The organism is Klebsiella sp. 10, from assembly GCF_018223925.1.
Taxonomy (GTDB): Bacteria; Pseudomonadota; Gammaproteobacteria; order Enterobacterales; family Enterobacteriaceae; genus Klebsiella; species Klebsiella pneumoniae.
This window is the reverse complement of the sequence record NZ_JAGRRB010000004.1, coordinates 181,816-199,514: the sequence shown is the minus strand read 5'-3', so window position 1 is coordinate 199,514 and position 17,699 is coordinate 181,816. Positions and strand designations below refer to the sequence as shown.

The window sequence follows — 17,699 nt, the reverse complement described above, 5'->3', positions numbered from 1 at the left end:
GGGATAATGCGGTTACCGGGTGCGTATAGTATTCAGTCAATTGATTAAAATAGTCGCGGAACCGAGTCTGTATAGTGAAACATGGTAACTTTTTATCGCCGATATCGCCAGTCAGCTCTGTTTGGCCGCGGTTGACCAAACGGCGACGGCGTGCGGACGCTAGAGAATAGATTCAGTATAGCGGGGAGAAAGCCGATGACCCGACGGGCGACTAGCCGTAACCGTCGGGTGTGATACAGGGGGAGCGTGTTTCGATTATTGTGACAGTGTCACTTTATGATAGTCCATGTTCTGCAGGTCCTCCAGCAGCCCGGGGCCAAGCGGCTGCCACTGCAAGCGCTCGCGGGTCCATGCCGAGCTGGCGCGCAGGTCAAGGGCGGTAAACGGCGCAAACCAGCCGAACCAGGCGTCGACCTGCGAGTCATCCAGGTGGGTCAGCGGCAGGTTTAATCCGTGGGCAATTACCGCTGCAATATCGCGTAACGCGATCCCCTCTTCGGCCACCGCATGATAGCGCTCGCCGGCCGCGCCCTGAAGCAGCGCGCTGACATACAGACGTGCGACGTCATCGACATGGGCGGCTGACCAGCGGTTGCTTCCCTCGCCGCGCAGGGCTACCGCCCCGTTGGCGACCGCGCGTTCGATGTAGCAGGTCAGCAGTCCCTGACGCACGGTGTCATGCACCTGCGGTAAGCGGACCACCCTGACATCCACTCCCGCCTCCAGCAACTGCTGGCCGGCGAGCTCTGAGGCGGTGCGCGGGCTGGAGTGCGCTGAGTTGAAGAACGACTCCCGGGCCGGGGCGCCGCTCCCGTCGTCGCCCATCAGCGTGCCGGAGGTGATCACCAGCGGCCGCGTGCTGCCTCGCAGCGCCTGGCCCAGGGCCAGGATCGCCTGGCGGTCTTTCTCGCAGTTAGCGGCAAAGCGGCTGAAGTCGTGGTCGAAGGCGGTATGGATCACCGCGTCGGCATTCCCGACGCCAGCCAGCAGCGACTCCGGGGCATCCAGCGTGCCGCGATGCACCTCGGCGCCGGCCGCCTTCAGGGCCTGTGCGGTGCTTTCGCTGCGCGCGAGGCCGATAACCTGATGGCCCGACGCCTGCAGCGCCGGAAGAATACGTGAGCCGATAAATCCGCTCGCGCCGGTAAGAAATATACGCATCATGGATCTCCTGAATGGGTTTCAGGCGTATCCTACCTGCGATGTCATACTATAAAAGTAGAGACATTATCGGGGTATAAATTCTAACAGGCAGAACCCACAGGCAGATGATGAACACTTCTGACAACCATGCTTTAGGCGATTTTCTCCGCGCCCGCCGCCAGCGTCTCGATCCGGCAACGTTTGGCTTCCCGGCGGGACGCCGGCGCACCCCGGGGCTGCGCCGCGAAGAGGTCGCGCAGCTCGCCAGCATCAGCCCGACCTGGTATACCTGGCTTGAACAGGGGCGCGGCGGGGCGCCTTCCCGCGAGGTGCTGGAGCGGATCGCCCGCGGTCTGCGGCTGACCACCCCGGAGCGCGAGCATCTGTTTATTCTCGCCTTTGGCCATCCGCCGCAGACGCGTCTGACGGTGACGGATGATATGACGCCGCGGCTGCAGCGGGTGCTTGACGCTTTCACCATTCCGTCGATTATCCGCACCGCCAGCTGGGACGTCATCGCCTGGAACGCGCCGGCGGCCAGGGTGCTGACCGACTACAGCCAACTGCCGCTGGCGGAGCGCAACGTGCTGCGCCGCCTGTTTACCCGGCCGGAGGCCCGCTGCACTCTGGAGGACTGGCAGAGGGTGGGGCAGCTTATCGTCAACGCCTTCCGCGCCGACGTCACGCGGATGGGCGCCACGAAAGAAACTGACCAGTTGATCGCGGAGCTCAGCCAGCAGAGCGTCGAGTTCGCCCGTTTCTGGCAAAGCCATGACGTCGCCGGCCACGGCGAGGGCTATAAGCGCATTAATCACCCGCAGATGGGTCCGCTCGACCTGGAATTTACCTCCTTTGCCGTGGAGGGCCGTCCCGATCTTTCCCTGCTGGTCTTTAATCCGGCAACGACGGAGAGCCAGCGGAAAATTCACGGTTTACTTCAGGGGGCGGGATCCGCGCCGGAGGAGAGCTGAGGGGTAAATTCATACAGCACCAGCGCATTGCTCTGCAGCGAGTCGATCCGCAGCCAATAGCCATCGAGCCTGGCTTCATCCACGCTGAGCGCCGGACGGGCCTGATGCATCAGCCACTGATAATCCTCGGCGTCAGGGCCGCTGCGGCTGCGAAAGGCGTCCACCAGCGGGAACAACGCGCCGTGGTGCTGATCGAACAGATGCTGTTTGATGCGCCAGCTGCCATCCAGGCCCTGCAACCGCACGCTGTAGGGCTGGCTGAAGCGCTGGATAAAGGCCGCTTCGCTGGAGAGCCAGGGATTGTAGACCACCGTATTGCGCAGCAGCAGCTGGTAGTGACCCTGGTGGTGAAGCAGCAGCAGGTTTTTATCGTGAACCAGGATCTCGCCGCGCAGCCGCCGCCAGAGCCAGAGTACCCAGTAAACCGGGCGCGGCAGGCCGTGCAGATAGTGCAGCGCCAGGCTGGAGGTATCGAGCTTGCCGTTGGCGCGAGCTTCGCCCTGGAGGCCTGAATTTAACCAGAAGCCCGCCAGCCAGACCTGGTCCGCCACCCCCAGCAGATTATCCATCAGCAGCGCGCCGCGAAAAAAGCGGCCGTTGGTATCCCGCGTATCGCCGGTCAGCGTATTCCAGGAGAGCAGCCACAGCGGCAGGTTGAGCTGACGCTGGCGCAGGGCGCTGTGGATCTGCCGCAGCTTGTGCAGCGGATAATGTTCGCTGGAGGCCAGGCGGCTGCTGTCTGCCTGGGCCAGATCCAGCTGTTCGTTGGCATCTGCCTGGCAGGCGAGAAAATCCGCCTCTGCCAGCAGCGGCGAGTGGAACAGCGGATCGTTCCCGGGATCGCTGGGAGCAAAGCGGTGCCAGATCCCCAGCTGCGGCTGCGGCAGCAGGCGATGAAGGACCCCGCGCTGCTGCCGCCAGGCGGCCTGGCGCGCAGCTTCGCTGGCCTGCGGCGACCAGTGCCAGACAAAGCGCCAGCTGTTGAGCGTGGCTGGCGGAAAATGGTTGGCGGCGAGCTGCAGGAAGCGCTGCAGCAGGTCACTGCGGGTGGTGACGCCGGTGTGCAGGATCACCTGCCAGCCCATCGCCGCCAGCCAGCTAAAAATCTGCTGCAGGTTGTACCAGCAGGCGTAGCCGGCAATCTGCGGATCGTCCCAGCCGGTGCCGAACAGCCGACTGCTGAGAAAGGGATCGTTGATATCGATGGCATACACCGGCAGGGCGTGGTGCAGCTGTTCGAGTTCCCGGCGCACATCTTCGCGCAGCAGATCGTCCAGTTCGCGCACGGTCACCACCATCCGGGTATGGCGCAGCGCTGCGGGGCGCGCTGGACGATCGCGCAGATTGATCTCCCGGGTCTGCGGTGGGTTGATCGGCAGGGGGGGACTTTCCCGGTCGCGTGGTTCCGGCTCATTGAGTCGCGCATACAGCCGGTCGGCCGCCACCGGCTGCCAGCGATCGGCCTGCGGCGGGCGCGGTCTGGCAAGCTCCAGAGGATGCTGTTCACGATACTGGCGCGGCGTCACGCCGTGCTGGCGCTTAAACAAATCGCTCATCATTCGCGTACTGGCGAATCCCTGTTCGCGGGCGATTTGCTGGACGGTTTTGCGGGTGGTTAATAGCTGGTCGGCGGCGTGGCGCAGGCGCAGCGCGGTGAGGTACTGGACAAAACTTACCCCGACCTCTTTGCGAAATAAGCGTGACAGCCAGGCCTCGGAGACAAATTCCGCGGCCGCCACCTCCTGCAACGAGAGGCGACGCTGATAGTTAGCGTCGATCCGCGCCACCACGCTGGCTATTCTCCGGCTCCATTTTTCGGTATCGCGCCGGGGCGTGGAGGCGATGGGCTGGCTAAAGCGCGTGGCCAGCAGCAGCGCTATCTCACTCAGCCAGCGGTTGGCCTCCAGTCGGTAATGGCCAGGATGATTGACCAGGCCGCTCACCAGCAGCTGGCGCATCAGGCGGCGCAGGCCGTCATCGGCATCCCGGGTGCGCGGCGTTATCTGGTAATCGACGGCAAAAAAGGCATTATCGAGGCGGGCCAGCCAGCTGGCGGAGAGGGTGAGGATCATCACGGCGTTGGCCCCGGCGCTGCGCAGGCTCCAGCGACGGTTGCGGTTAACGATCGCCAGCCCGTCGGCGGCGAGCGGCTGCGACGCACCTTCCGCCACCGCCAGATTTACGCTTCCCTCCAGTACCCACAGCAGCGTCAGCAGATCGCTTTCCGGCTGGGTCAGCTGACGCACATCGCGTACGGTGACGCTAAAGTCGCCTGCATGCTGCTCCACATGACTCTCCTCTGTAGACAAAAAACAACCGGTTGTTTTTTGTCATAACCGATATGTATGAAAAACACTCATTGATTTTTCGTCAATATAAAACAAAAAAGCGCGCCTGCAAGCTGAGCCACCCGCATAAACTCGAAAGTGTCGTGCAAACACAACACAGGAATAACAAAAATGACACATCCGTTGCTAGAAGCATTGCAGGTTAACGAGGCGCAATTTATTGCTCTGCGTCGTCGGTTCCACCAGCAGCCGGAGATCGGCTTTGAAGAGCACCAGACCAGCAGCGAGGTCGCCCGACTGCTTGGCGAGTGGGGATACGAGGTTCACCGCGGCCTGGCGGGCACCGGAGTGGTGGGCACGCTGCGCGTCGGCGAGGGGAAAAAACGCCTTGGCCTGCGGGCGGATATGGATGCCCTGCCGATGCAGGAGCGGAGCGGTAAGCCGTGGGCAAGCCAGGTTGAAGGGCGCTTTCACGGCTGCGGCCATGACGGGCACACTACCACGCTGCTCTACGCAGCTGAATATCTGGCGCGCACCCGCCAGTTTACCGGCACGCTGCAGCTGATTTTCCAGCCCGCGGAAGAGTTGCTGTACGGCGGGCCGGTAATGGTCGAGGACGGTCTGTTTGACCAGTTCCCCTGCGACGCCATCTTCGGCCTGCACAATATGCCGGGTCAGCCGTTGGGCAAGATCGGCCTGCGCGACGGGGCGATGATGGCCTCCTCGGATACGCTGCATATTGAAGTGAAGGGCGTTGGCGGCCACGGCGCGGTGCCGGAGCATACGGTGGATGCCACGCTGGTGGCCTGCCATATTACCCTCGCGCTACAGTCCATTGTCTCGCGCAATATCACCCCGTTTGAACCGGCGGTGGTGACCGTCGGCAGCATCCAGGCCGGTCATGCGCCCAATATCATTAACGATCACGTGCTGATGAAGCTCACGGTGCGCACCCTCAATGAGCAGGTGCGCGAGACCGTGCTGCAGCGGATCCATGATATCGCCGTGGCCCAGGCGGAGAGCTTCAATGCCACCGCCACGCTGACCCACGTCAACGGCAGCCCGGTGTTGCGTAACGATCCGGCGACGAACGCCATGGTGCGGGAGGTGGCGACAGCGCTGTTTGGCGCAGAGCAGGTGGGCGAGGTGAAGCCGTTTATGGGCAGTGAAGATTTTGCCTTCATGCTGGAGCAGCACCCGCATGGCAGCTATTTCACCATCGGCGCTGGCGATGAGCCGGATCGCTGCATGGTGCATAACCCGGGGTATGACTTCAACGACGCGCTGTTGCTGACCGGCGCGGCGCTGTGGTGTGGCCTGACGGAACGCTATCTGCGCTAATCACGAGAAACGGGAGGGCCATGCGATGAGCACTGTCACAATAAGCGACACCCCGTTTGTCGGCAACGATCGCCTGCTGGTGGGGATTGTGTTAAGCGTTTTAACCTTCTGGCTGTTCGCCCAGTCGGTGATTAACGTGGTGCCGGCGATGAAAAGCAGCCTTGATATCTCTCTTGAAACCTTAACTCTGGCCGTCAGTCTCAGCGCGCTGTTCAGCGGCTGCTTCGTGGTCGCCAGCGGCGGCCTGGCGGACAAGTTTGGCCGGATGCGGATGACCACCCTCGGGCTGGGGCTGAGTATCGTCGGCAGCGCCATGCTGGTGGTCGCTCAGGGACCGGGGCTGTTCCTCGCCGGCCGGGTGCTGCAGGGGCTGTCGGCAGCCTGCATTATGCCGGCGACGCTGGCGCTGATTAAGACCTGGTATGAGGGGCGTGCGCGGCAGCGGGCGGTCAGCTTCTGGGTCATCGGCTCGTGGGGCGGCAGCGGTCTCTGTTCCTTCGTCGGCGGGGCTATCGCCACCGGTCTGGGCTGGCGCTGGATCTTCGTCTTCTCGATCGCCGTTGCCCTGCTGGCGCTGTTTTTGCTGCGCGGCACGCCGGAGAGCCGCAGCGCCAGCGCCAGCCAGCATAAGCTGGACGTCGGCGGTCTGCTGAGCCTGATTGTTGCGCTGGTGCTGGTGAATCTGTTTATCAGCAAGGGCCACGGCTGGGGCTGGAGCAGCCCGCTGTCGTTGACCATGCTGGCCGGGGCGCTGGCGGCGGGGACGATATTTATCCGCAACGGCATGCGCAAAGGCGAGGCGGCGCTGATTGATTTTGCGCTGTTCCGCAATCGGGCCTACGGTGCGGCAGTGCTGTCGAACTTTCTGCTCAATGGGGCGATTGGCACCATGATGATCGCCAGCATCTGGCTGCAGCAAGGGCACCACCTGACGCCGCTGGAGAGCGGGATGATGACCCTCGGCTATCTGATGACCGTCCTGGCGATGATCCGGGTCGGCGAGAAGCTGCTGCAGCGCTATGGCGCCCGGCTGCCGATGATGGCCGGTCCGGTGTTGACCGCTATCGCCATCGCGCTGATATCCTGCACCTTTCTCGAAAAGGCGCTGTATATCGGGGTGGTGTTCGCCAGCAACGTGCTGTTTGGCCTCGGACTGGGCTGCTACGCCACGCCATCGACGGATACCGCGGTGGCCAATGCCCCGGAGAACAAAATCGGCGTCGCCTCGGGGATCTATAAGATGGGCAGCTCGCTGGGCGGGGCGATGGGTATCGCCGTGACAGCGTCACTTTTCGCGCTGTTTTTACCGCTGGGCATGGCCCATGCCGCCCAGTATGCCCTGTGGTTTAACGCCGTCTTATGTCTGGGGGCGATGGCGGTGAGCGCGCTGCTGCTGCCGCGCGCCCCTCACAGCTGATGCTTTTTCAGCAGCGCGCGGAGCTGGTGATAGGTTAATCCCAGCAGCTCCGCCGCCTGCTTCTGATGATACTTCGCCTGCTCCAGACTCCGCTGCAGCAGGCGTTTTTCCTGCTGGAGCTGGAAATCGCGCAGATCCAGCGGTAGCGCGGGCAGCTCATCGCCGGGCGCGGCTTCCGGCGGAGAGCCGGGGGACTGACGAAAAGGATTAATAATAATCGCGTCCAGCTCATGTTCGCTGTCGCCGTGGCGATACACCGAGCGCTCAACCACGTTCTTCAGTTCGCGAATATTCCCCGGCCAGCGGTAGCCGAGCAGCGTCGCGGTCGCTCGTTCGCTAAAGCCGGGAAACAGCGGCAGACCGAGTTCGCGGCACATCTGGATGGCAAACTGGTTGGCGAGCAACATGATGTCGCTCTGCCGGTCGCGCAGCGGGGGGAGCTGTACCACGTCGAAGGCCAGGCGGTCGAGCAGGTCGGCGCGAAAATGACCTTCCTCGACCATCTGCGGCAGGTCAGCGTTGGTGGCGCACACCAGCCGGACGTTAACCTGCAGCGGCTGGCTGCCGCCCACGCGCTCCAGCTCGCCATATTCAATCACTCTTAACAGCTTCTCCTGCACCAGCATTGGGGCTGTCGCCAGCTCATCGAGAAACAGCGTCCCGCCGTCGGCGCGCTCGAAGCGCCCGGGATGGCGCTTGCTGGCCCCGGTGAAAGCCCCGGCTTCGTGGCCGAACAGCTCCGAGTCGAGCAGATTATCGTTCAGCGCCGCGCAGTTCAACGAGATAAACGGCCCCTGCCAGCGGCTGGAGAGGTAGTGGAGACGGTTAGCGATAAGCTCTTTCCCGGTGCCGCGCTCGCCGATGACCAGCACCGGTTTATCCAGCGGGGCCAGCCGGGAAACCTGTTCCAGCACCTCGAGAAAGCTGTTGGCCTCGCCCAGCAGATTATCCTTGTACTGCGCCATGATGAATTTCGCCATTAAGTAGTGTAATTAACCAGGTGACTGTAGCAATGCCCAGCACGTTTCGCAACCACCCTGTTTAAAATCAATAAGATAAAAAGTTGGCACGCCATTTGTATTAGCTAAGCCACAGGTGAATGCCTGAAACCAGAACTATGAGGATTGAAATTATGGGTATTTTTTCTCGTTTTGCCGACATCGTGAACGCCAACATCAACTCCCTGCTGGAGAAAGCGGAGGACCCGCAAAAGCTGGTGCGTCTGATGATCCAGGAGATGGAAGACACGCTGGTTGAGGTGCGTTCGACGTCGGCCCGCGCGCTGGCGGAAAAGAAACAGCTGACCCGTCGTATTGAGCAGGCGGTCGCCCAGCAGGCGGAATGGCAGGAAAAAGCCGAGCTGGCCCTGCGCAAAGAGAAAGAAGATCTGGCCCGGGCGGCGCTGATCGAAAAACAAAAGCTGACCGACCTTATCGCTCAGCTGGATCATGAAGTGCAGCTGGTGGATGAAACCCTGGCGCGGATGAAAAAAGAGATTGGCGAGCTGGAGAACAAACTTAGCGAAACCCGCGCCCGTCAGCAGGCGCTGGCGCTGCGCCATCAGGCGGCGAGTTCATCCCGCGATGTGCGTCGCCAGCTGGACAGCGGTAAACTGGATGAGGCGATGGCGCGCTTTGAATCCTTTGAGCGTCGCATCGATCAGATGGAAGCGGAAGCGGAGAGCCACCGCTTTGGCAAGCAGCAGACGCTGGATCAGCAGTTTGCCGAACTGAAAGCGGACGATGAAATCAGCGAGCAGCTGGCGGCGTTGAAAGCCAAAATGAATCAGTCCAACCAGTAAGTATGATTGCGCGGCGCGGCGTTGCGCCGCGGCTCACCCCCTGTAAGGAGTACACATGAGCATGCTTTTTCTCGCCATTCCGCTGACGCTGTTTGTGCTGTTTGTTCTGCCGGTCTGGCTGTGGCTGCACTACAACAATCGCGGCGCCAACGGCAGTCTGACGCAAAATGAGCAGCAACGGCTGCTGCAGTTGACCGATGACGCGAAGCGGATGCGCGAACGCATTCAGGCGCTGGAAGCGATCCTGGATGCCGAACATCCGAACTGGAGGGACAAATAATGGCCGGACTGGATCTGAATAAAAAACTGTGGCGTATCCCGCAGCGCGGGATGGTGAAGGGCGTCTGCGCGGGTATTGCTCAGCATCTTGATGTCCCGGTGAAGCTGGTGCGTCTGATTACCGTGCTGGCGATGATTTTCGGCCTCTTTTTCTTTGTCCTGGTGGCCTACATCATTTTGACTTTTGCTCTGGATCCGATACCGGACAGCGAGCTGTACGGTCATAAAGCGCCGAGCAATGGCGATCTGCTGGCCGCCGTGGATGCCGAACTGGCCTCCGGTGAACAGCGTCTGCGTGAAATGGAGCGGTATGTGACCTCCGACACCTTTACGCTGCGCAGCCGCTTTCGCCAGCTGTAAACCCTGTTTCTAACGAATGAGGCAACGCATGAATAGCAAATGGCAACGCGCCGGGCAGCAGGTGAAGCCCGGTCTGAAAATCGTCGGTAAGCTGGCGCTGCTGACCGCGCTGCGTTATGGCCCGGCGGGCGTTGCCGGCTGGGCGGTTAAATCGGTCGCGCGTCGGCCGCTGAAAATGCTGCTGGCGGTGGCGCTGGAGCCGCTGCTCAGCCGGCTGGCCAACCGCGTCACGCGCGGGATGAAATAATGCCGCCGTGGGGAAGGCGCAAAAGGATTAACGTTGTCCTGCTTATCCCCGGCAGATCGCTTATGATGACGAGACATACCTTCAGGGCATAACGGACTGGCGATGAAGCGACTGAAAACTGAATTGAATGCGCTGGTCAACCGCGGGGTTGACCGGCATTTACGTCTGGCGGTGACCGGCCTGAGCCGGAGCGGTAAAACGGCGTTTATCACCGCGCTGGTCAACCAGCTGTTGAATATCCACACCGGCGCCCGCCTGCCGCTGCTGAGCGCCGCACGCGAAGAGCGGCTGCTCGGCGTCAAGCGCGTGCCGCAGCGGGACTTTGGCATTCCCCGATTCACCTACGACGAAGGGCTGGCCCAGCTGTACGGCCAGCCCCCCATGTGGCCAACCCCGACGCGCGGGGTGAGCGAGATCCGTCTCGCGCTGCGCTACCGTTCGAATGACTCCCTGCTGCGCCATTTTAAAGATACCTCCACGCTGTATCTGGAGATCGTCGACTATCCGGGCGAGTGGCTGCTCGACCTGCCGATGCTGGCGCAGGATTATCTGAGCTGGTCGCGACAGATGACCGGGCTCCTGCAGGGACAGCGTGCGGAGTGGTCGGCCCGCTGGCGGCAGCTGTGCGCCGGGCTGGATCCGCTGGCCCCTGCCGACGAGGCTCGGCTGGCGGATATCGCTGCCGCCTGGACGGACTATCTCCACGCCTGTAAGCGCGAAGGGCTGCACTTTATCCAACCCGGGCGCTTTGTCCTGCCCGGAGAAATGGCGGGCGCGCCGGCGCTGCAGTTTTTCCCGTGGCCCGACGTCTACGCCGTCGGCGAAGCCAAGCTGGCGCAGGCCGATAAACACAGCAACGCCGGCATGCTGCGCGAACGCTACAAATACTATTGCGAAAGGGTGGTGAAGGGGTTCTACAAAGAGCACTTCCTGCGCTTCGACCGGCAGATTGTGCTGGTGGACTGTCTGCAGCCGCTCAACAGCGGGCCGCAGGCGTTTAACGATATGCGTCTGGCATTGACCCAGCTGATGCAAAGTTTCCATTACGGGCAGCGCACCTTGTTCCGCCGGTTGTTCTCGCCCGTCATCGACAAGCTGCTGTTTGCCGCCACCAAAGCCGATCACGTCACGATCGATCAGCACAGCAATATGGTGTCGCTCCTGCAGCAACTGATTCAGGACGCGTGGCAGAACGCCGCCTTTGAAGGGATCAGTATGGATTGCCTGGGGCTGGCGTCCATTCAGGCGACCCAGAGCGGGCTGATTGAGGTGAATGGCGAGAAAATTCCCGCCCTGCGCGGCAATCGCCTGAGCGACGGCCAGCCGTTGACCATCTATCCCGGTGAGGTGCCGGCGCGCCTGCCGGGCCAGGCCTTCTGGCAGCAGCAGGGATTTCAGTTTGAAAACTTTCGTCCGCAGGTCATGGATGTCGATCGGCCTTTGCCGCACATTCGTCTCGACGCGGCGCTGGAATTTTTGATTGGAGATAAACTGCGATGAGCGAACCGTTAAAACCGCGGATTGATTTTGATGGGCCGCTGCAAGCGGAGAAAATTCCGTCACTGAAAGGCGCTCGCGCCTTCGACACCCTGGAGGCCGACAACTTCGCGCCAGCGCGGCTGGTGACCGGGGAAGAGGAAGAGGGGGCGCCGGAAGCGGTGGTGGAGTCGGTCCTGCGACCCAAACGCAGCCTGTGGCGGCGGATGGTCAGCGTCGGACTGGCGATCTTCGGCGTCAGCGTCGTGGCGCAAGGCGTGCAGTGGACGGCTAACGCCTGGCAGACCCAGGACTGGATTGCGCTGGGCGGCTGCGTCGCCGGGGCGCTGATCGTCGGGGCCGGCGTCGGTTCGCTGGCCACCGAGTGGCGCCGTCTGTGGCGACTGCGCCAGCGCGCCCACGAACGCGATGAAGCGCGCGATATGCTGCACAGTCACGCGGTCGGTAAAGCGAAAGCGTTTTGTGAGAAGCTGGCGCAGCAGGCCGGGCTGGATCAGTCGCATCCGGCGCTGCAGCGCTGGTATGCCGCGATCCACGAAACGCAAAGCGACCGTGAAGTGGTGAGCCTTTATGCGCAGCTGGTGCAGCCGGTGCTCGATGCCCAGGCGCGGCGGGAAATCAGCCGTTCGGCGGCGGAGTCGACGCTGATGATTGCCGTCAGTCCGCTGGCGCTGGTGGATATGGCGTTTATCGCCTGGCGGAACCTGCGGCTGATCAACCGAATCGCCACGTTGTACGGCATTGAGCTCGGGTATTACAGCCGTCTGCGACTGTTTCGCCTGGTGTTGCTTAATATCGCTTTCGCTGGCGCCAGCGAACTGGTGCGCGAGGTGGGGATGGACTGGATGTCGCAGGATCTGGCGGCCCGGCTGTCGGCGCGCGCCGCGCAGGGCATTGGCGCCGGCCTGCTGACCGCCCGTCTCGGGATCAAGGCGATGGAGCTGTGCCGCCCGCTGCCGTGGATCGCCGATGATAAACCGCGACTCGGCGATTTTCGTCGCGAGCTGATTGGGCAGTTAAAAGAGACCCTGCAGAAAAGCAAAACCCGCCCGGAAAACTAACCCCTGCTGAGAGACATCGCCGGGCGGCGGCTTCGCCTTGCCCGGCCTTCGACGTCAAGCTCTGGCACGCGCACCCTGGCAATATTCGATTAGGCGCATTCCTCCGCCAGCCACTCGCTGAAGGCGCGAAAGCGCGGGCGGGAACGGTTCTCCTGCGGACAAATCAGGTCATAGCCAAAGGGCGAGGGCGCTTCATTTTCAGACAAGGCCACCAGCCTGCCGGCGTCGAGCAGCGGCTGGATCAGCGTTTTACGCCCCATCACCACGCCGAGTCCATTGAGCGCCATCTCGATGGCCAGCGAGTGGTTATTCACCGCGTAATACCGGCCTTCAAAAGGTAACGCCTGTCCGCTGTGCTGGCACCACAGGCGCCATTCCGCAAATTGATCCTGTACGTCGGTGGATTCGCACGCATGGATCCAGACGAGCGCCGCCGGGTCGCCGCCGCTTAGCGGACGATACTGCTGGCGATAACGCGGGGAGCAGACCGGGAGCAAACTTTCCGCCATCAGCCGCTGTTGATAAAGATCGGGGTAGCGCGTGGCGCCGTAGTAAATTGCCAGATCCACCCGCTCCTCGTTAAAATCCATCACCCCGGCGCGCACGCGAAACTGCAGATTCAGTCCCGGCCATTGCGCCTGAAAGCGCGGCAGACGCGGCATCAGCCAGAGATGGGCCAGCGTCGGCGCAATACCAATATGCAGCGTGCCGCGCAGATCCTGATCGCGAATATCCTCAATTTCATCGTTAATCGCCCGCAGCGAATGGCTTAACGTCGCCAGCAGCCGCTTACCTTCCTCTGTCAGCGCCAGTTTACGCGTCATGCGGATAAACAGGCGAAACCCGATGTGCATCTCCAGCCTGCGGATCCGATGGCTGACCGCTCCCTGGGTAAGGTTCATTTCATGCGCGGCAAGGGTAAAGCTCAGGTGGCGGGCGGTCACCTCAAAGGTCTGCAGCAGCGCAAGGATGCTTTGTTGCTCAAGCACAGATTGTCTCCCTTATGCATTAATTGAGTTCATGCATAGGCCGATTTAATTCGTTTGTTAGGCCAGTTTTGCCGGTTTTAAATAGTTATATCGTAACTAAACCGAGGTATACCATGTCAGGACTCAAAATTGTGGTGATTGGCGGTGGCTCCAGCTACACCCCGGAACTGATTGAAGGTTTGCTCAACCGCTATCACGAAATGCCGGTCGCTTCGCTATGGCTGGTGGACATTGAAGAGGGCAAAGAGAAAGTCGAGATTATCGCCGGACTGGCGCGGCGAATGATCGCCAAAGCCGGGCTGACTATTGAAGTGGTGGCCACCCTTGACCGGGAAAGCGCGCTGCGCGATGCCGATTTCGTCTGCTCGCAGTTTCGCGCCGGCTGCCTTGACGCCCGGATCAGCGATGAACGTATCTCCCTCAAGTATGGCTTGATCGGCCAGGAGACCAATGGCCTTGGCGGCTTCGCCAACGCCTGCCGCACCATTCCCATCGCCCTGGAGATCGCTGCCGATATGGAGCGACTGTGTCCCGACGCCTGGCTGCTGAACTTTACCAACCCGTCGGGGATGGTGACCGAAGCGATCCTGCGCCACAGCCGCATCAAAGCCGTCGGCCTGTGTAACGTGCCGGTGATTATGCAAAAAGGGATAACCACTCTGCTGCAATGCGCTGACGAAAAAGAGGTGGTGATGCAGGTCGCCGGCCTGAACCACTTTATCTTCGTGCGCCAGATCCTGCACAAAGGTAAAGAATGGCTGCCGGAGGTGATAGCCGAGATCAACGCCGGTCGGGATCCGCTGGTGCCGCGCAACATTCCGCCGTTCCGTTGGCCGTCGCATCTGCTGCAGGGCTTAGGCATGATCCCCTGCGCCTATCTGCGTTATTACTACATGAAAGACGATCTGCTGCGCCAGGAGCTGGCGGAGGCGGGCGGCGAAGGAACCCGCGGGGAAGTGGTTAAGCAGCTGGAAAAAATCTTGTTTGACCAGTACCGCGACCCGCACCTGGCAGTCAAACCGAAGGCGCTGGAAGGGCGCGGCGGCCAGTACTATTCCGAGGCGGCCTGCGAGCTGATGAATGCCATCTACAACGACAAGCGGATTATCATGCACGTCAATACGCGTAATAACGGCGCCATCAGTGGCCTGCCGGATGACTGCGCGGTAGAGGTCAGCTCGCTGATTACCGCTTCTGGTCCGCTACCTCTCAATGTGGCGCCGTTCCCGGAAGATACCCTGCGTTTGCTGCAGCTGATGAAATCATTTGAACGGCTGACTATCGAGGCCGCGCTCACCGGCAACCGCCACACCGCATGGCGTGCTCTGATGCTGAATCCGCTGATCGTCAGCGGCGAGAAGCTCGAACTGGCGTTGGATGAGGTGATCGCTGAGAACCGTCAGTGGCTGCCTACTTTCCACGCCTGACCCAAGACTCACCGGCCGCCTGGCCGGTGATTTAACCACTGACCGTCTGACTTTACGCCACAGCGCCCATTTTTCCGCCACACTGTCAATAATTGTTGACAGTTAGCTTCCCGAAAACCCATTCCTGGCCTATTATTCTCCCGTCATTGGCACTTTTAGGGTGAACACTCCCATGCGTCTTGAAGTCTTTTGTGAAGACCGTCTCGGTCTGACTCGTGAATTGCTCGATTTGCTGGTGCTGCGTGGTATTGACCTGCGCGGTATCGATATTGACCCTATTGGCCGAATTTACCTCAATTTCGCCGAACTGGAATTCGCCACGTTCAGCAGCCTGATGGCTGAGATCCGCCGTATCGCCGGCGTGACGGACGTGCGCACCGTGCCGTGGATGCCGTCTGAACGTGAACACCTGGCGCTCAGCGCGCTGCTGGTAGCGATGCCGGAGCCGGTGCTGTCGCTGGATACCAAAGGTCGGGTGGAACTGGCGAACCCCGCCAGCTGCCTTCTGTTTGGCCAAAGCCAGGCGAAGCTGCGTAACCACCCGGTGGCCCAGCTGATCGCCGATTTTAACGTTCAGCGCTGGCTGGAGAGCAGCCCGCAGGAGACGCATGCGGAGCATGTGGTGGTGAATGGGCAGAACTACCTGCTGGAAGTGACTCCGGTCTATCTGGAAGGAGAGCATAACGAGCGAGTGCTGACCGGCGCCGTGGCGATGTTGCGCTCAACCGTGCGCATGGGACGCCAGCTGCAGACCATGACCAGCCAGGATACCAGCGCTTTCAGTCAGATCCTCGCGGTGGGGCCGAAAATGCGCCACGTGGTGGAGCAAGCGCGCAAGCTGGCGATGCTCAGCGCGCCGCTGCTGATTGTCGGCGACACCGGCACCGGTAAAGATCTGCTGGCCCATGCCTGCCATCTGGCCAGTCCGCGGGCGGGCAAACCCTATCTGGCGCTCAACTGTGGCTCCATTCCCGAGGACGCGGTCGAGAGCGAGCTGTTTGGCGACGCGCTGCAGGGCAAGAAGGGCTTCTTCGAGCAAGCCAACGGCGGCTCGGTGCTGCTGGATGAAATTGGCGAGATGTCGCCGCGCATGCAGACCAAGCTGCTGCGCTTTCTCAACGACGGCACCTTCCGCCGCGTTGGCGAGGATCATGAAGTGCACGTCGATGTGCGGGTGATCTGCGCGACGCAGAAAAACCTGATCGAGCTGGTGCAGAAAGGGCTTTTCCGCGAAGATCTCTACTATCGCCTCAACGTCCTGACGCTGTATCTGCCGCCGCTGCGCGATTGCCCGCAGGACATCATGCCGCTGACGGAGCTGTTCGTGGCCCGCTTTGCCGACGAGCAGGGGATCCCGCGGCCGAAGCTCTCTGCCGATCTCAGTACGGTGCTTACCCGCTACAGCTGGCCCGGCAACGTCCGCCAGCTGAAGAATGCCGTCTATCGCGCACTGACCCAGCTGGAAGGATTTGAGCTGCGTCCACAGGACATTCTGCTGCCGGACCATGACGTCGCCTCGCTGCCGGTGGGCGAGGAGGCCATGGAAGGGTCGCTGGACGACATCACCCGCCGCTTTGAGCGCTCGGTGCTGACCCAGCTCTATCGCAGCTACCCCAGCACACGTAAGCTGGCGAAGCGGCTGGGGGTGTCGCATACCGCCATCGCCAATAAGCTGCGTGAATATGGTCTGAGTCAGAAAAAGGGCGACGAATAATCCCGCCAGGCCGGCGACCCACGTCGCCGGCATCCCGGCCTGCAAAGCGGGCCAAACCTGTATATACTGGTTTTTTAATCCTTTTTCCGGGGTGGTGCATCTTGGCGTCGCGTCGCGCGATCGGGCACTGGCTGATATTGCTGCTGCTCTCTGTTCTCTTTTCCTCGCTGCTGTTACGAATACATCTGCCGGCAGCGCTGCTGCTGGGGCCGCTGATCGCCGGTCTCATTTTGAGCCTGCGCGGGGTGAAGTTGAGCATCCCTCGCCCCTGTTATCTGGCGGCGCAGGCCATCGTCGGCTGCATGATCGCCCGGGCGATCAATCCCTCTGTTTTTGGCGTGCTGTTCAACAACTGGGCGCTGGTGCTGGCGATCCTGTTGACCACCCTGGCGATAAGCGGCCTTACCGGCTGGCTGCTGGTCCGCTACAGCGCGCTGCCGGGCGCCACTGGCGCCTGGGGAAGCTCTCCCGGCGGCGCGTCGGCAATGGTGGTGATGGCCCAGGAGTACGGGGCCGATGTGCGGCTGGTGGCGCTGATGCAGTATCTGCGGGTGCTGTTTGTCGTCGGCGCGGCGGCGCTGGTGGTGCGCTATGCCCTGGGCAATGAAGCACAGGAAATGACTCAGGATATTGTCTGGTTTCCATCGTTGACCCTGAATTTCCCTTTCACGCTGCTGCTGACGGCGGTGGCCTGTTGGCTGGGCATGCGGCTGCGCATCCCCTCCGGGGCCATGCTGCTGCCGATGCTGCTTGGCGCGCTGGCCCAGGGCGGCGGCTGGCTGATGCTGGAGCTGCCGGAGTGGCTGCTGGCGATGGCCTATGCGGTGCTGGGCTGGACGGTGGGGCTCCAGTTTAATAAAGCCATTTTTCTGCTGGCCCTCAAGACGCTGCCGCAGATTATCGCCTCCATCCTCGGACTGATCCTGATGTGCGCCCTGATGGCCCTTGCCCTGACCCACATTCTGCAGATGGACTTTATGACCGCCTATCTGGCCACCAGCCCCGGCGGGCTGGACACGGTGGCGATTATCGCCGCCGGCACCCGGGCGGACATGTCGTTTATTATGGCGCTACAGACGCTGCGGCTGTTTACCATTTTGCTGACCGGCCCGGCGATGGCGCGGGCTATCTCCCGCTATGCGCCGCGGCAATAAAAAGCCCCCG

General features: G+C 61.6%; 16 protein-coding genes. 12 read left to right on the top strand and 4 right to left on the bottom strand.

Features of this window, described 5'->3' with window-relative positions; translation table 11 throughout:
- Positions 1-255: 255 nt before the first annotated feature.
- The gene (locus tag KHQ26_RS05135; protein WP_075204416.1) at positions 256-1,164 is read right to left on the bottom strand and encodes an SDR family oxidoreductase; all 909 of its coding nucleotides are present in this window, start codon (positions 1,162-1,164) and stop codon (positions 256-258) included.
- Positions 1,165-1,271: 107 nt separating this feature from the next.
- On the opposite strand from KHQ26_RS05135, the gene KHQ26_RS05130 reads away from it, so the two are divergent.
- Positions 1,272-2,114, top strand: a complete 843-nt coding sequence (locus KHQ26_RS05130) for a helix-turn-helix transcriptional regulator (RefSeq protein WP_049124341.1) — start codon at positions 1,272-1,274, stop codon at positions 2,112-2,114.
- Here the strand turns inward: KHQ26_RS05130 and KHQ26_RS05125 are convergent.
- On the bottom strand, positions 2,081-4,402 hold the full coding sequence (locus KHQ26_RS05125; protein ID WP_020803564.1) for a helix-turn-helix domain-containing protein: 2,322 nt from the start codon (positions 4,400-4,402) through the stop codon (positions 2,081-2,083). The two genes, KHQ26_RS05130 and KHQ26_RS05125, sit on opposite strands and share 34 nt — an antisense overlap.
- 171 nt (positions 4,403-4,573) lie before the next feature.
- Here KHQ26_RS05125 and KHQ26_RS05120 point away from each other — a divergent pair, with 171 nt between their 5' ends.
- Entirely contained in the window at positions 4,574-5,743 is a 1,170-nt protein-coding gene (locus tag KHQ26_RS05120; protein ID WP_032410268.1) for a M20 aminoacylase family protein, read from the top strand.
- Positions 5,744-5,768: 25 nt separating this feature from the next.
- Entirely contained in the window at positions 5,769-7,160 is a 1,392-nt protein-coding gene (locus tag KHQ26_RS05115) for an MFS transporter (RefSeq protein ID WP_020803558.1), read from the top strand.
- On the opposite strand, the gene pspF is transcribed toward KHQ26_RS05115, so the two are convergent.
- Positions 7,151-8,140, bottom strand: a complete 990-nt coding sequence (gene pspF, locus KHQ26_RS05110) for a phage shock protein operon transcriptional activator (RefSeq protein WP_004148137.1) — start codon at positions 8,138-8,140, stop codon at positions 7,151-7,153. The two genes, KHQ26_RS05115 and pspF, sit on opposite strands and share 10 nt — an antisense overlap.
- Before the next feature lie 152 nt (positions 8,141-8,292).
- Between pspF and pspA the strand changes: the two genes are divergently transcribed.
- The 6 genes from pspA (at position 8,293) to KHQ26_RS05080 (ending at position 12,405) form a co-directional block, all read left to right on the top strand.
- Positions 8,293-8,961, top strand: coding sequence for a phage shock protein PspA (gene pspA, locus KHQ26_RS05105; protein WP_004203910.1), 669 nt, complete (start codon positions 8,293-8,295; stop codon positions 8,959-8,961).
- Positions 8,962-9,016: 55 nt separating this feature from the next.
- Complete coding sequence (pspB, locus tag KHQ26_RS05100) at positions 9,017-9,241, top strand: envelope stress response membrane protein PspB (protein ID WP_002901911.1); 225 nt, start codon at positions 9,017-9,019, stop codon at positions 9,239-9,241.
- Entirely contained in the window at positions 9,241-9,600 is a 360-nt protein-coding gene (gene pspC / locus KHQ26_RS05095; protein WP_002901913.1) for an envelope stress response membrane protein PspC, read from the top strand. The genes pspB and pspC overlap by 1 nt, the downstream gene beginning before the upstream one ends.
- A gap of 28 nt (positions 9,601-9,628) precedes the next feature.
- Complete coding sequence (gene pspD, locus KHQ26_RS05090) at positions 9,629-9,847, top strand: phage shock protein PspD (RefSeq protein WP_002901915.1); 219 nt, start codon at positions 9,629-9,631, stop codon at positions 9,845-9,847.
- A 102-nt stretch (positions 9,848-9,949) separates the two neighbouring features.
- Entirely contained in the window at positions 9,950-11,347 is a 1,398-nt protein-coding gene (locus KHQ26_RS05085) for a YcjX family protein (RefSeq protein ID WP_020803554.1), read from the top strand.
- Entirely contained in the window at positions 11,344-12,405 is a 1,062-nt protein-coding gene (locus KHQ26_RS05080) for a YcjF family protein (RefSeq protein ID WP_020803562.1), read from the top strand. The genes KHQ26_RS05085 and KHQ26_RS05080 overlap by 4 nt, the downstream gene beginning before the upstream one ends.
- Positions 12,406-12,494: 89 nt before the next feature.
- Here KHQ26_RS05080 and KHQ26_RS05075 read toward each other — a convergent pair whose 3' ends face one another.
- Complete coding sequence (locus tag KHQ26_RS05075; RefSeq protein WP_223343760.1) at positions 12,495-13,364, bottom strand: LysR substrate-binding domain-containing protein; 870 nt, start codon at positions 13,362-13,364, stop codon at positions 12,495-12,497.
- Positions 13,365-13,507: 143 nt separating this feature from the next.
- On the opposite strand from KHQ26_RS05075, the gene KHQ26_RS05070 reads away from it, so the two are divergent.
- The 3 genes from KHQ26_RS05070 to KHQ26_RS05060 all read left to right on the top strand — a co-directional run bounded on the left by KHQ26_RS05070 (position 13,508) and on the right by KHQ26_RS05060 (position 17,689).
- Positions 13,508-14,821, top strand: coding sequence for a 6-phospho-beta-glucosidase (locus tag KHQ26_RS05070; RefSeq protein ID WP_020803570.1), 1,314 nt, complete (start codon positions 13,508-13,510; stop codon positions 14,819-14,821).
- Positions 14,822-14,993: 172 nt separating this feature from the next.
- Positions 14,994-16,535 (top strand): transcriptional regulator TyrR, encoded by a 1,542-nt coding sequence (gene tyrR, locus KHQ26_RS05065; RefSeq protein ID WP_002901979.1) that lies wholly within the window; start codon positions 14,994-14,996, stop codon positions 16,533-16,535.
- 101 nt (positions 16,536-16,636) lie between these two features.
- The gene (locus tag KHQ26_RS05060) at positions 16,637-17,689 is read left to right on the top strand and encodes an AbrB family transcriptional regulator (protein WP_004176450.1); all 1,053 of its coding nucleotides are present in this window, start codon (positions 16,637-16,639) and stop codon (positions 17,687-17,689) included.
- The last annotated feature ends 10 nt before the right edge of the window (positions 17,690-17,699 follow it).